This window comes from Streptomyces sp. NPDC001604, assembly GCF_042893475.1.
Taxonomy (GTDB): Bacteria; Actinomycetota; Actinomycetes; order Streptomycetales; family Streptomycetaceae; genus Streptomyces.
Window position 1 is genome coordinate 12,495 of record NZ_JBIAUY010000002.1, and the last position, 13,611, is coordinate 26,105.

Consider the following 13,611-nt stretch of genomic DNA (forward strand, 5'->3'; position numbering starts at 1 on the left):
CCGCCCCGCAGGGGACGGCCCTCTCGGAAGTGCAGTGCTCAGCCCAGCTTCGAAACGTCCCGCACCGCGCCCTTGTCCGCGCTGGTTGCCATTGCCGCGTAGGCCCGCAGGGCCGCCGACACCTTGCGCTCCCGGTTCTTGGGCGCGTACACGCCGCCCAGGGCCTGCTCGCGGCGGGCGAGCTCGGCCTCGTCGACCAGGAGCTCGATCGTGCGGTTCGGGATGTCGATGCGGATGCGGTCGCCGTCCTCGACGAGCGCGATCGTGCCGCCGGAGGCCGCCTCCGGGGAGGCGTGGCCGATCGAGAGGCCAGAGGTGCCGCCGGAGAAGCGGCCGTCGGTGATCAGGGCGCAGGTCTTGCCGAGGCCGCGGCCCTTGAGGAAGGACGTCGGGTAGAGCATCTCCTGCATGCCGGGGCCGCCCTTGGGGCCCTCGTAGCGGATGACCACGACATCGCCGTCGGTCACCTGCTTGTTGAGGATCTTCTCGACGGCCTCCTCCTGCGACTCGCAGACGACGGCCGGGCCCTCGAAGGTCCAGATCGACTCGTCGACGCCGGCCGTCTTGACCACGCAGCCGTCCACGGCGAGGTTGCCCTTGAGCACCGCGAGGCCGCCGTCCTTGGAGTACGCGTGCTCGGCGGAGCGGATGCAGCCCTCCGCCGCGTCCTCGTCCAGCGCCTCCCAGCGCTCGGACTGGGAGAAGGCCTCGGCGGAGCGGACGCAGCCGGGGGCCGCGTGCCACAGTTCCACCGCCTCGGGGGACGGGGAGCCGCCTCGCACGTCCCACGTCTTCAGCCAGTCCGCCAGGGACGGGCTGTGCACCGCGTGCACGTTCTCGTTGAGGAGACCGGCCCGGTGCAGTTCACCCAGCAGGGCCGGGATGCCGCCGGCGCGGTGCACGTCCTCCATGTAGTACGTGCGGGTCTTCGCGACGTTCGGAGCGACCTTCGCCAGGCACGGCACGCGCCGCGAGACCTCGTTGATCTCCTCCAGGCCGAACGGGACGCCCGCCTCCTGAGCCGCGGCCAGCAGGTGCAGGATCGTGTTCGTCGAGCCGCCCATCGCGATGTCGAGGGCCATCGCGTTCTCGAAGGCGGAGAAGGTCGCGATCGAGCGCGGCAGGACCGTGTCGTCGTCCTGCTCGTAGTGGCGGCGGGTGATGTCCATGACGGTGCGGGCAGCGTCGACGTAGAGCTGCTTGCGGGCCGTGTGGGTGGCCAGGACCGAGCCGTTGCCCGGGAGGGAGAGGCCGATGGCCTCGGTCAGGCAGTTCATCGAGTTGGCGGTGAACATGCCGGAACAGCTGCCGCAGGTCGGGCAGGCGTTCTCCTCGATACGGAGGATGTCCTCGTCCGAGATCTTGTCGTTCACGGCATCCGAGATCGCGTCGACCAGGTCGAGCGTGCGGACCGTGCCGTCGACGAGGGTGGCGCGGCCGGCCTCCATGGGGCCGCCGGAGACGAAGACCGTCGGGATGTTCAGGCGCAGCGCCGCCATCAGCATGCCGGGCGTGATCTTGTCGCAGTTGGAGATGCAGACCAGGGCGTCGGCGCAGTGCGCCTCGACCATGTACTCCACGCTGTCCGCGATCAGGTCGCGGGACGGGAGCGAGTAGAGCATTCCTCCATGCCCCATCGCGATGCCGTCGTCCACGGCGATGGTGTTGAACTCGCGCGGGATGCCGCCTGCCTCGGTGATCGCCTCGCTGACGATCCGGCCGACCGGCTGCAGATGGGTGTGGCCCGGCACGAACTCCGTGAAGGAGTTGGCGACCGCGATGATCGGCTTGCGGCCGATGTCCGCGCCGGGTACACCGGAGGCGCGCATAAGGGCGCGGGCGCCCGCCATGTTGCGGCCGTGGGTGACTGTGCGGGACCTCAGCTCGGGCATCGTCGCTCGCTCCTTCAGAGTCTGCTGTCAGAGAGTTCGGAGAGTTCTGACTGAGTCGAGCGTACGCCCGTTGCTCCAAGGGATGGACACCGTGTCCGGAATGCGGGACGTGCGTCTCGCACACAGGGCAGGACCTCGCATCGGGGCGTCAGGGCCCGGTCAGGTGCCCCTGCACCACCGGCGCCACCCGCGCGATGATCTGCTCCACGTCTGCCGACGCCAGCGGCTCCACCTTGATCACGTATCGCAGCATCGCGCACCCCACCAGCTGCGCCGCCGCCAGCTCGGCGCGCAGCTCCGCGTCCGGCCGGTCCAGCTGGGCGGCGACGCGGCGCAACAGCTGGGAGGCGACCAGCCGGCGGAAGACGGCCGCGGCGGCCTCGTTGTTGACGGCGGAGCGCACGATCGCCAGCAGGGGCGTACGGGTGGTGGGGTTCTCCCAGATGCCGAAGATGAAGCGGGTGAGCCGCTCGCCGACGCCGTCCGGCGGACCGTCGGCGAGCGCCTCCGGCGCGTTCAGCGCGGGCGCGAAGGCGACCTCGATCGCGGCCTCGAAGACCTGCTCCTTGGTGCCGAAGTAGTGGTGCACCAGCGCCGAGTCCACGCCGGCCGCCTTGGCGATGCCGCGCACGGAGGTCTTCTCGTACCCGCGCTCGGAGAACTCCTCGCGGGCCACGGTCAGGATGCGGTCGCGGGTGTCGGCGGACTCCGTACGGGGGCGCCGGCCACGGCGGCGTGCGGTCGGGTCGGGGGCCTCGGTCACGGTCTGGGCACCCGCACCGCGGAGGCGAGGTGGAGGCGGGTGAAGGCCAGCGCCTCCGCCAGATCGGCCTCGCGTTCGGCGCCGGACATGGCGCGCCTGGTGTTGACCTCGATGACGACGTGACCGTCGAAACCGGTCAGGGCGAGACGTTCCAGCAGCTCGGCGCAGGGCTGGTTGCCGCGGCCGGGGACGAGGTGCTCGTCCTTGGCCGATCCCCTGCCGTCGGCGAGGTGGACATGGCCGAGGCGGTCTCCCATGCGGTCGACCATGTGCAGCGCGTCGGAGCGGGCCGTGGCGCTGTGACTGAGGTCGATCGTGAAGTGACGGTAGTCCTCCTTCGTCACGTCCCAGTCGGGGGCGTACGCGAGCATCTCGCGGTCGCGGTAGCGCCAGGGGTACATGTTCTCGACGGCGAACCGCACGTCCGTCTCGTCGGCCATGCGCCAGATTCCGGTGACGAAGTCACGGGCGTACTGGCGCTGCCAGCGGAACGGCGGGTGGACGACGACCGTGGTCGCCCCGAGCTTCTCGGCGGCCGCCTGGGCGCGCTGGAGCTTGGTCCACGGGTCGGTGGACCACACCCGCTGCGTGATGAGCAGGCAGGGGGCGTGCACGGCGAGGATCGGGATGCGGTGGTAGTCGCTGAGTCTGCGCAGCGCCTCGATGTCCTGGCTGACCGGGTCGGTCCACACCATGACCTCGACACCGTCGTACCCGAGGCGCGCGGCGATCTCGAAGGCCGTTGCCGTGGACTCCGGGTACACGGAGGCCGTGGACAGCGCGACCTTCGCATCCGGGATGCAGACTGGCTCCGCCATGCCGACAGGTTACGGGGTGCGGTGGGTCGTCTGCGGTGCGCCTGTTCGCCGTTGTGGGGTTCGCCACTGGCGGGTGCGGCTTTCGTTGCGGCTTGTCGCGCCCCGCGACGGAGTCGCTGATGTCACAGCCCCGCGCCCCTACCGGGGCGCTCACACCGAGCCCATGTGGTCCAGTTTGCGGAGGATCACGCCCTCCCTGAGTGCCCACGGGCAGATTTCCAGGCTCTCCACGCCGAACAAGTCCATGGCGCCCTCCGCCACCAGGGCGCCCGCCAGTATCTGGCCCGCTCGGCCCTCGCTCACGCCCGGGAGTTCCGCCCGCTGGGCCGCCGACATGCCCGCCAGCTGCGGGACCCACGCTTCCAGGGACTCGCGCTTCAGATCGCGCTGGACGTACAGGCCCTCCGTCGACCGGGCCGCGCCCGCGATACGCGCGAGCTGCTTGAAGGTCTTCGAGGTCGCCACGACGTGATCGGGCGCGCCGAAGCGGCTGAATTCGCCGACCGTGCGGGCGATCTGCGCCCTCACGTGGCGGCGCAGGGCCCTTACGGACTCCGGGTCCGGCGGGTCGCCGGGCAGCCAGCCGGCGGTGAGGCGGCCGGCGCCGAGCGGGAGGGAGACGGCCGCGTCCGGCTCCTCGTCGATGCCGTACGCGATCTCCAGGGAGCCGCCGCCGATGTCGAGGACGAGCAGCTTGCCCGCGGACCAGCCGAACCAGCGGCGGACGGCGAGGAAGGTGAGCCGGGCCTCCTCCTCACCGGAGAGGACCTGCAGCTCCACGCCGGTCTCGGCCTGCACGCGCGCGAGGACGTCGTCGGCGTTGCCGGCCTCGCGGACGGCGGAGGTCGCGAAGGGGAGCACGTCCTCGACGCCCTTGTCCTCGGCGGCCTGCAGGCACTCGTGGACGACGGCGATCAGTTTGTCGACCCCCTCGGGGCCGATCGCTCCGCTCTCGTCGAGCAGTTGGGCAAGGCGCAGCTCCGCCTTGTGCGAGTGCGCGGGCAGCGGGCGCGCGCCCGGGTGCGCATCCACCACCAGCAGATGCACCGTGTTCGATCCCACGTCGAGGACACCGAGTCTCATGTACGGAACGCTACTGCCACCTGGGCGGTCCTCCGTATGGGATGGCGCCGAGAGACCCGTACGCTGGTCCTGTGCCAAAGACGAAAAGGGCGAAGGACGACAAGGCAGCCAAGGCTGCCAAGGCTGCCGAGTCCGCCAAGGGTTCTTCGCAGGTGAAGCCACCGCAGTCGGCGAAGCTGTCGAAGAAGGCCAGGGAAGCGGACGAGAAGGGCCTCGACTTCGCGCGCGCGTGGGTGGAGTTCCCTGATCCGGCGGACGACGAGCAGGTCTTCCGCTGCGATCTGACATGGCTCACCTCTCGCTGGAACTGCATCTTCGGCAGCGGCTGCCAGGGCATCCAGGCGGGCCGCGCGGACGACGGGTGCTGCACGCTGGGCGCCCACTTCTCCGACGAGGACGACGAGAAGCGCGTCGCCGGGCATGTGGCGAGGCTCACGCCCGACATCTGGCAGCACCATGACGAGGGCAGGAAGCACGGCTGGGTGTCCGAGGACGAGGACGGCGACCGTCAGACCCGTCCTTTCCAGGGCTCCTGCATCTTCCAGAACCGGCCCGGGTTCGCGGGCGGCGCGGGCTGCTCGTTGCACATCCTGGCGCTGAAGGAGGGCCGCGAGCCGCTGGAGACAAAGCCGGACGTGTGCTGGCAGCTGCCGGTGCGGAGGACGTACGACTGGATCGACCGGCCCGACGACACCCGTGTGCTGCAGGTGTCGATCGGTGAGTACGACCGCCGGGGCTGGGGCCCGGGCGGCCACGACCTGCACTGGTGGTGCACGTCGGCGACCTCGGCGCACGGCGCTGGCGACCCGGTGTACGTGTCCTACCGGCCGGAGCTGACCGAGCTGATGGGCAAGGCCGGCTACGACCGCCTCGTGGAGCTGTGCGAGCAGCGCCTGGCCGCGCAGCTGCCGCTGGTCGCGCCGCATCCGGCGGACCCGGTCGACTGACGCGGGCTGCGCTCACGACGCCGTAGGGCTGGGGTTCCCGCTGTCGGCGGGCGGTGGTGCCGGGTCGGACGGGGCGGTGTCGGTGGGCGTGGGATCGGGGGCAGGGGACGAGGGCGGGGCGCTCGGGGTGGGGTCCGAGGCGGTCGGGGTCGGTTGCGGGTCCGGCGGGGGCGGCGGGGTGCCGGGGCTGCTCGGTCCGGGGGCGGTCGGGCTGGGTGCGGCGCCGTAGCCCTCGATGGAGACGACGGCCCCGGACGGTGAGACGGCCACGTGTGCGCTCCACGGTCCGGACGGCTCGCGCAGATGGTCGACGTACACCTTGATCGTCAACGATTCGCCGGGTGCGAGCGTTCCCGAGGACTGGCTGAGGTAGAGCCAGGCGGCTCCGGTCGACGCGGACCAGTGCACGGGCGCGGGTCCGGTCGCGGTGAGGGTCACGAGCGTGGTGTCGCCGTGATGGCCTGCCGACACATGGAGGTGCCCGGCGCTCTTCCCGCTGAGGCCGGTGACGCTGATGACCTCCACGGAGATGTCGGGCCGTCTGTGGCCTCTGCCGAAGTCGCCGCCGGGCCGGGGGCCGGCGTTGCCGGCGTTCTCGTAGCCCCCGCCGGACGCCTCGCCGCCCAGGCTGACCGGGCCGTGCGCCTCGCCGGCGGTGGCCGAGCGGCCGTCCGCGCCCTCGGCCGGTGAGCCCCGGTAGGCGGCCCACAGGGCGAACACGGGGGCCGCCACCACGGTCGCGACGACCGTCGTCGTGACGGCACGCGCGCGTAGGCGGTCGCGGCGGGCGGCGCGGTCCTTGGGGTCCATCGGGAAGCCGCGCCGGTCGAACCGGGGAAGAGCGCCGCCACGCGCGCGTGGCTGATGGGTGACCGCCATGTGCAGGGCCGCGCGGGGCGCCTCGAGGACGGGCAGCTCGGCGGGGGTGATCGTCGCACCGGGCCAGCGGCCGGGGATGGCACGCTCGGCGCTGCGGCGACATCGCGGGCAGTCGTCCACGTGCCGGACGAGCTCCTTGCGCAGGGCCGAGCTGAGCACGAGCTGGTTGTCACCGGTGAGCCGGGCGACGTCCGGGCAGCCGCCGGTCTCGACGACGGCGAGGGCCGCGCGCGTGCGCTCCACCTCGCAGGCGGCACAGGCCAGCAGTTCGCGGGCGGTGGCGAGGCCGAGGCCCAGTACGGCGGCGACCTCGTGGGCGGCGAGGTGGTGGCGTACGGCGAGTTCGAGCGCCTCGCGCTGCTCCGGGCTGGTGCCGGCGGCCTCCGGCCAGGCCAGCAGGGCGAGTTCGCGGCGGCGCTCCTCCTGGATCTCGTCGGCGACGGGGGGCTCTGCCGACCGCTGCTTGTCGGTGCTGCGCCGGCCCGCCGCGTGCGTGCCCTGACGTTTCTGCCTGGCCTCTGCCAGCTTGCGCAGACAGGCCCAGCGTGCCAGTGCGTACAGCCAGGCGCGGCGGTCCCCCGGCGCCTGGGGCCCACGGCGTTTCTCGGCGAGCGCGAGGGCCTCGCCCAGGGCGGCGGTCGCCGCGTCGTGGTCGCACAGCACCGACAGGCAGTAGGTGAACAGTCCGTCCAGATACGGCTCGTAACGGCCGGGTGGCCGCTGCGCGAGCGTGCGCGCAGCGGCACGGTCACGTGCCTCCCGGCGCGCCTGGTCTGCGCCGGTGATACGGGGCGAGGTCTCCGGGCTGCTGCTCATCCGTGGACCGTAGGCGGCTCGGGATGAACCCTTCTTCCACCTTGAGCACTTTTAATCCATACGGGTGAAACGATCCCTCAATCGGGTACAGGAACCGCGTGTTCCGTGGCTGATTACCGACGGTGATGGCCGGTTCGTGGAGTGTCGGATCATGTGCTCGGTGGGCGCGCGGCCAGCGTCCGCGCCCGGACCGTCCCGCGTTGTCAGTGGGCTCGGTTACGGTTCTCCGCATGGCTGCCCGTACCAAGTCCACCAAGGACCGCCCGTCCTACCGCTGCACCGAGTGCGGCTGGCAGACGGCCAAGTGGCTCGGCCGCTGCCCCGAGTGCCAGGCGTGGGGGACGATCGAGGAGTACGGCGCGCCCGCGGTCCGTACGACGACACCGGGGCGCGTCACCACCTCCGCGGTGCCCATCGGCCAGGTGGACGGGCGCCAGGCCACCGCCCGCTCGACCGGTGTGCCCGAGCTGGACCGGGTGCTCGGTGGCGGGCTGGTGCCCGGCGCGGTGGTGCTGCTCGCGGGCGAGCCGGGCGTCGGCAAGTCGACGCTGCTGCTGGACGTGGCGGCGAAGTCGGCGAGCGACGAGCACCGCACGCTGTATGTCACCGGTGAGGAGTCGGCGAGCCAGGTGCGGCTGCGCGCCGACCGCATCAAGGCCATCGACGACCATCTGTATCTCGCCGCCGAGACCGATCTGGCCGCCGTGCTCGGCCACTTGGACGCGGTGAAGCCGTCGCTGCTGATCCTGGACTCGGTGCAGACCGTGGCCTCGCCGGAGATCGACGGCGCCCCCGGCGGCATGGCGCAGGTGCGCGAGGTGGCCGGCGCTCTCATCCGCGCCTCCAAGGAGCGCGGGATGTCCACCCTCCTTGTGGGGCATGTCACCAAGGACGGGGCCATCGCCGGGCCCCGGCTCCTGGAACACCTCGTGGACGTCGTCCTCCACTTCGAGGGCGACCGGCACGCGCGCCTGCGGCTGGTCCGGGGCGTCAAGAACCGCTACGGCGCCACGGACGAGGTCGGCTGCTTCGAACTGCACGACGAGGGCATCACGGGCCTCGCCGACCCGAGCGGACTCTTCCTGACCAGACGTGCCGAACCGGTCCCCGGTACCTGTCTGACGGTCACCCTGGAGGGCCGCCGCCCCCTGGTCGCCGAGGTCCAGGCGCTCACCGTCGACTCGCAGATCCCCTCGCCGCGCCGTACCACCTCGGGCCTGGAGACCTCCCGCGTCTCGATGATGCTCGCCGTCCTGGAGCAGCGCGGCCGGATCAGCGCGCTCGGAAAGCGGGACATCTACTCCGCGACGGTCGGCGGGGTGAAGCTCTCGGAGCCCGCCGCCGACCTCGCCGTCGCCCTCGCGCTGGCCTCTGCGGCCAGCGACACCCCGCTGCCCAAGAACCTGGTCGCGATCGGCGAGGTCGGCCTCGCGGGCGAGGTCAGACGGGTCACGGGCGTCCAGCGGCGACTCGCCGAAGCACACCGTCTGGGCTTCACACACGCGCTCGTTCCGGGCGACCCGGGCAAGATCCCTCCGGGGATGAAGGTCCTGGAAGTCGCCGACATAGGGGACGCTCTGAGAGTCCTTCCACGCTCCCGTCGCCGAGAGGCCCCACGGGACGAGGAGGACCGCCGGTAGACTTTGCCCTGGTCTCGCCCGTCCGTACGAACAGAATGTGTGACACGGGGGCGCCCCAGAACCTGCGACCGGAGGAGTGCAGTGGCAGCCAACGACCGGGCGGCAGCTCCCGGAAAGTCCGGCGGGAGTTCCGGTGCCGATGGCCTGATGCGCGCCTCATTGAGCGCCGTGGCTCCCGGCACGGGCCTGCGCGACGGACTCGAGCGGGTACTCCGCGGCAACACGGGCGGTCTCATCGTGCTCGGCTTCGACAGGACCGTCGAAACCATGTGCACCGGCGGTTTCGTGCTGGACGTCGAGTTCACGGCCACCCGCCTGCGCGAGCTGTGCAAGCTCGACGGCGGCATCGTGCTCTCCTCCGACCTGTCGAAGATCCTCCGGGCGGGCGTGCAGTTCGTGCCCGACGCGACGATCCCGACCGAGGAGACGGGCACCCGGCACCGCACCGCGGACCGCATCTCCAAGCAGGTCGGCTTCCCGGTCGTCTCCGTGTCCCAGTCGATGCGTCTGATCGCCCTGTACGTCGACGGTCAGCGCCGCGTGCTGGAGGACTCCGCGGCGATCCTGTCCCGCGCGAACCAGGCCCTCGCGACCCTGGAGCGCTACAAGCTCCGCCTGGACGAGGTCGCGGGCACCCTGTCGGCGCTGGAGATCGAGGACCTGGTGACGGTCCGCGATGTGTCGGCGGTGGCCCAGCGCCTGGAGATGGTGCGCCGCATCGCCACCGAAATCGCGGAATACGTGGTCGAACTGGGCACCGACGGGCGTCTCCTCGCCCTGCAGCTCGACGAGTTGATCGCAGGCGTGGAGCCCGAACGCGAGCTGGTCGTCCGGGACTACGTCCCCGAGCCCACCGCCAAGCGCTCCCGCACCGTCGACGAGGCCCTCTACGAGCTGGACGCCCTCACCCACGCCGAGCTCCTCGAACTGCCCACGGTGGCAAGGGCGCTGGGCTACACGGGCTCGCCGGAGGCACTCGACTCGGCGGTCTCGCCCCGCGGCTTCCGCCTCCTGGCCAAGGTGCCGCGCCTCCCGGGCGCCATCATCGACCGTCTCGTGGAGCACTTCGGAGGCCTGCAGAAACTGCTCGCCGCAAGCGTCGACGACCTCCAGACGGTCGACGGCGTGGGCGAGGCCCGCGCCCGCAGCGTACGCGAGGGCCTGTCCAGGCTGGCGGAGTCGTCGATCCTGGAGCGGTACGTCTAGCCAAGCCGCACTGAGACCGCTGCGGTTCGGCCGCGTCCCTCAGGGGCGCGGGGCTGTGTCGACATGCGGCTCCGCCGCGCGGGCGCGACCAGCCACGACGCGGCCGCAGACGAACGACGGCCCATCGCGGCGCACCCCAGCGGAGCGCCCAAGCGCCTAGTCGTCCTTGAGCATGAACGAAATCTTCGATTTCGCGAACCCCGGCGCCGCCGCCTCCACCAGATACGTACCCGCCCCGGCCGACCCCGCCGGAGGCGTCGCGCACTGGGGGGCGCTCGGCTTGCGGTCCCACTTCACGGTGTAAGTGATGCTGCTGCGGTTGGGCACCCGGAACACCAGGCTGCCCGGGCCCTGGGGGCAGTCGGCGGACGACCAGTAGTTGTTGTCGCTGCCCGCCTCGGTGATCGTCAGCACGGCACTCTTCGGCCCGAGGTCGATCTTGCAGTCGAGCCCCGAGGTGTTCGTCGCGGTCAGCAGCAGAGTCGGCGTCTGGCCGGGCGAGTACGTGTTGTGGAGGCTCCGCACCGTCAACGTCACTGCGCTCGTGGTGCAGTTGGGGATGGAGGAACTCGCCGGAATCGTGTCGCCCCGGCCGACCCCGATACCGGAGCCGGCACCGGCCGTACCGCCGCCGGCCGACCCGTCGGAGCCCCCGGACCCGGAACCTGAACCGGAACCGGACCCCGAACTGCCCCCGGAATCCGACCCGCTGGAGCCCCCGCCGCTCGACTCGTCCCGCCCGCCCGGCGCTTGACTGATCGCGGGACCCGAACTCGACGGCCCCGCAGTGATCGTGGGCGCGGGGGTGTGGCCGTTCGCCCCGTCGTCCTTCTTGCCGCCGCCACCGCCCGACAGGACGATCCACGTGATCAGCAGCGCCAACAAGGCAACCACAGACACGAGTACGGCCCTCCGGCGCCAGTAGATGGAGGAGGGGAGCGGCCCGACAGGATTGCGCAGAGATCCCACGGCGCAAACTGTACGAGAGATCGGGCGGTTCGCTGGCCCCACCCGCCGCCGGTTCGTCAACTTTTCCGGATCATCATTCCGGTCCGCACGACGCACCGCGCGCGGGACGGCGGCCCAACCGACCGGGGCCATGGCAGGATCGGAAACGCCATGACTGCGCCCACGAAGCCCCCGCACAGCAGCCCCGCCGACGGCCCGGCCGACACGCTCGCCGGCTCCCCTCTCGGTGAGGACCTTCACGCCCCTGTCATCGACTGGTTCGACGAACACGCCCGCGACCTTCCGTGGCGGCTCCCGGAAGCCGGCCCCTGGGGTGTGATGGTCAGCGAGTTCATGCTGCAGCAGACGCCGGTCAGCCGTGTGCTGCCCGTCTACGAGCAGTGGCTGGCCCGCTGGCCGCGCCCCGCCGACCTGGCCCGGGAGGCACCGGGTGAGGCGGTCCGCGCCTGGGGCCGGCTCGGCTACCCGCGCCGCGCCCTCAGGCTGCACGGCGCCGCCGTGGCCATAACGGAACGGCACGGCGGCGACGTCCCGACCGACCACGCCCAGCTCCTCGCACTGCCCGGCATCGGCGAGTACACGGCCGCGGCCGTCGCCTCCTTCGCGTACGGGCAGCGGCACGCGGTGCTCGACACCAACGTCCGGCGGGTCTTCGCGCGTGCCGTCACCGGCGTCCAGTACCCCCCGAACGCGACCACCGCCGCCGAACGCAAGCTCGCCCGCGCGCTGTTGCCCGAGGACGAGAGGACCGCGGCGCGCTGGGCGGCCGCCTCCATGGAGCTCGGCGCGCTGGTCTGCACCGCCAAGAACGAGACCTGCCACCGCTGCCCCATCGCCGCGCAGTGTGCGTGGCGGCTCGCGGGCAAGCCCGAGCACGAGGGGCCGCCGCGGCGCGGCCAGACGTACGCGGGGACGGACCGGCAGGTGCGCGGCAAGCTGCTCGCCGTCCTGCGTGAGGCCCATGCGCCCGTGCCGCAGTCGGCCCTCGACCGGGTGTGGCACGAGCCGGTGCAGCGCGCGCGGGCGCTCGACGGGCTCGTGGCGGACGGTCTCGTGGAGCCGCTGTCCGGTGGTTTGTATCGGCTGCCGTTGACGTAACCCCTCGTAACGTCACGCCGGATTACATACACCCGACCTGCCAAATCGCCCCATAGCAGCGCAATTCGGTGTAGCTGTTTACCCCGTTCCTACGTCCGTTACACAACCGACGTACAGCCGATTGCTAGCCGAGCGTTGTCTCGGACAGCGCCGTGACAACACCTCCGTAGCTTCATTTGCGTGCCCGGCAGAAGCGGGCTGTTACGGAGCAGGCCGACGGCGATCAAGCCGGCGGGCAACGGGGATCAGGAGGCGGTTCGACATGGCGCAGGGCGAGGTGCTCGAGTTCGAGGAGTATGTCCGCACGCGGCAGGACGCGCTGCTGCGCAGCGCCCGCCGGCTGGTCCCGGACCCCGTGGACGCGCAGGACCTGCTCCAGACCGCGCTGGTGCGGACCTACGGCCGCTGGGAGGGCATCGCGGACAAGCGGCTCGCGGACGCCTACCTGCGGCGCGTGATGATCAACACGCGGACCGAGTGGTGGCGGGCCCGGAAACTGGAGGAGGTCCCCACCGAGCAGCTGCCGGACGCCTCGGTCGACGACTCCACCGAGCAGCACGCGGACCGCGCCCTGCTGATGGACATCATGAAGGTGCTGGCTCCCAAGCAGCGAAGCGTCGTGGTCCTGCGACACTGGGAACAGATGTCGACGGAGGAGACGGCCGCGGCCCTGGGCATGTCGGCCGGAACGGTCAAGAGCACGCTGCACCGGGCGCTCGCCCGGCTCCGTGAGGAGCTGGAGAGCCGCGATCTGGACGCACGCGCGCTGGAGCGTGGGGAGCAGGAGCGTTGCGCGGTCTGACCGACTCGGGCCGAGGGACCTTGCAGGCGGCGTACACGGCGATGGCCGTGCTCGCCGCCCTCGCCCTTTTCGCCTCCGCCTGCGGTACCGGCGGCACCGGAGCCCGTGACGAGGGCCCGGCGCACGCCGACTCGGTGCTGGGCGCCGCTGCCACGCCCACCGCCTCGCCCATGCCCAGCCCGTCGAAGACGGTGCATGTGGACGCGGCCAAGCTCGTCAAGGACGATCCGATGGTCTCGGCGGAGGTCAAACACGGCCTGAAGCCGTGCGTCGCGGACAAGTACCCGATCGAGGTGTCGTACGGCAGACTGACCGGCGGATACTCCGACGACGTGGTGGTGAACGTGCTGACCTGCGGGGACGAGATCGGAGTCGGCTCGTACGTGTATCGCGAACACGGCGGTCGGTACGAGAATGTCTTCCGGACCGAGGAACCCCCGGTCTACGCGGAGATAGACCGCGGCGACCTGGTGGTGACCAAGCAGGTGTACCAGAAGGACGATCCGATGACGAGTCCGTCCGGTGAGATCGTGACCACGTACATCTGGGCCTCGGGCCACTTCGTCAAGCGGTTCATCACGCGCAACGACTACAGCAACGCCGTCGGGGGCGACGCGACGCCGTCTTCGTGAACCGTTCGGGCCGCTCGGACCGATCACCCGGCAGCAGTGCGTACGCCACGACCGACACGAGAACTG

General features: G+C 71.4%; 12 protein-coding genes. 6 read left to right on the plus strand and 6 right to left on the minus strand.

Features of this window, described 5'->3' with window-relative positions; genetic code table 11:
• Positions 1–38 precede the first annotated feature (38 nt).
• The 4 genes from ilvD to ACFY1E_RS05230 all read right to left on the minus strand — a co-directional run bounded on the left by ilvD (position 39) and on the right by ACFY1E_RS05230 (position 4,556).
• Positions 39–1,892 carry a dihydroxy-acid dehydratase gene (ilvD, locus tag ACFY1E_RS05215; protein ID WP_389071685.1) on the minus strand — a complete coding sequence of 618 codons (1,854 nt, stop codon included), beginning with the start codon at positions 1,890–1,892 and terminating at the stop codon, positions 39–41.
• A gap of 148 nt (positions 1,893–2,040) precedes the next feature.
• Positions 2,041–2,655 carry a TetR family transcriptional regulator gene (locus tag ACFY1E_RS05220; RefSeq protein WP_389071687.1) on the minus strand — a complete coding sequence of 205 codons (615 nt, stop codon included), beginning with the start codon at positions 2,653–2,655 and terminating at the stop codon, positions 2,041–2,043.
• The gene (locus ACFY1E_RS05225) at positions 2,652–3,473 is read right to left on the minus strand and encodes a sugar phosphate isomerase/epimerase family protein (protein ID WP_389071690.1); all 822 of its coding nucleotides are present in this window, start codon (positions 3,471–3,473) and stop codon (positions 2,652–2,654) included. The genes ACFY1E_RS05220 and ACFY1E_RS05225 overlap by 4 nt, the downstream gene beginning before the upstream one ends.
• A 150-nt stretch (positions 3,474–3,623) precedes the next feature.
• Positions 3,624–4,556 (minus strand): Ppx/GppA family phosphatase, encoded by a 933-nt coding sequence (locus ACFY1E_RS05230; RefSeq protein WP_389071692.1) that lies wholly within the window; start codon positions 4,554–4,556, stop codon positions 3,624–3,626.
• A 71-nt stretch (positions 4,557–4,627) separates the two neighbouring features.
• Between ACFY1E_RS05230 and ACFY1E_RS05235 the strand changes: the two genes are divergently transcribed.
• Positions 4,628–5,503: a hypothetical protein gene (locus tag ACFY1E_RS05235; protein WP_389071695.1), complete on the plus strand. Its 876-nt coding sequence runs from the start codon at positions 4,628–4,630 to the stop codon at positions 5,501–5,503.
• 12 nt (positions 5,504–5,515) lie between these two features.
• On the opposite strand, the gene ACFY1E_RS05240 is transcribed toward ACFY1E_RS05235, so the two are convergent.
• Entirely contained in the window at positions 5,516–7,198 is a 1,683-nt protein-coding gene (locus tag ACFY1E_RS05240; protein ID WP_389071697.1) for a hypothetical protein, read from the minus strand.
• Positions 7,199–7,428: 230 nt separating this feature from the next.
• On the opposite strand from ACFY1E_RS05240, the gene radA reads away from it, so the two are divergent.
• Together radA and disA are read left to right on the plus strand one after the other, a co-directional pair.
• Positions 7,429–8,838 (plus strand): DNA repair protein RadA, encoded by a 1,410-nt coding sequence (gene radA, locus ACFY1E_RS05245; protein WP_389071700.1) that lies wholly within the window; start codon positions 7,429–7,431, stop codon positions 8,836–8,838.
• An 81-nt stretch (positions 8,839–8,919) separates the two neighbouring features.
• Complete coding sequence (disA, locus tag ACFY1E_RS05250; RefSeq protein ID WP_123966706.1) at positions 8,920–10,044, plus strand: DNA integrity scanning diadenylate cyclase DisA; 1,125 nt, start codon at positions 8,920–8,922, stop codon at positions 10,042–10,044.
• A 156-nt stretch (positions 10,045–10,200) separates the two neighbouring features.
• On the opposite strand, the gene ACFY1E_RS05255 is transcribed toward disA, so the two are convergent.
• Positions 10,201–11,013, minus strand: a complete 813-nt coding sequence (locus ACFY1E_RS05255) for a hypothetical protein (RefSeq protein ID WP_389071702.1) — start codon at positions 11,011–11,013, stop codon at positions 10,201–10,203.
• Positions 11,014–11,163: 150 nt separating this feature from the next.
• On the opposite strand from ACFY1E_RS05255, the gene ACFY1E_RS05260 reads away from it, so the two are divergent.
• From ACFY1E_RS05260 to ACFY1E_RS05270, 3 genes are all read left to right on the plus strand, one after another.
• Positions 11,164–12,111, plus strand: coding sequence for an A/G-specific adenine glycosylase (locus ACFY1E_RS05260; protein ID WP_389071704.1), 948 nt, complete (start codon positions 11,164–11,166; stop codon positions 12,109–12,111).
• Positions 12,112–12,373: 262 nt separating this feature from the next.
• Positions 12,374–12,913 carry a SigE family RNA polymerase sigma factor gene (locus tag ACFY1E_RS05265; RefSeq protein ID WP_030942678.1) on the plus strand — a complete coding sequence of 180 codons (540 nt, stop codon included), beginning with the start codon at positions 12,374–12,376 and terminating at the stop codon, positions 12,911–12,913.
• Complete coding sequence (locus ACFY1E_RS05270) at positions 12,901–13,545, plus strand: hypothetical protein (RefSeq protein ID WP_389071707.1); 645 nt, start codon at positions 12,901–12,903, stop codon at positions 13,543–13,545. Before ACFY1E_RS05265 ends, ACFY1E_RS05270 begins: the two co-directional genes overlap by 13 nt.
• Positions 13,546–13,611 lie beyond the last annotated feature (66 nt).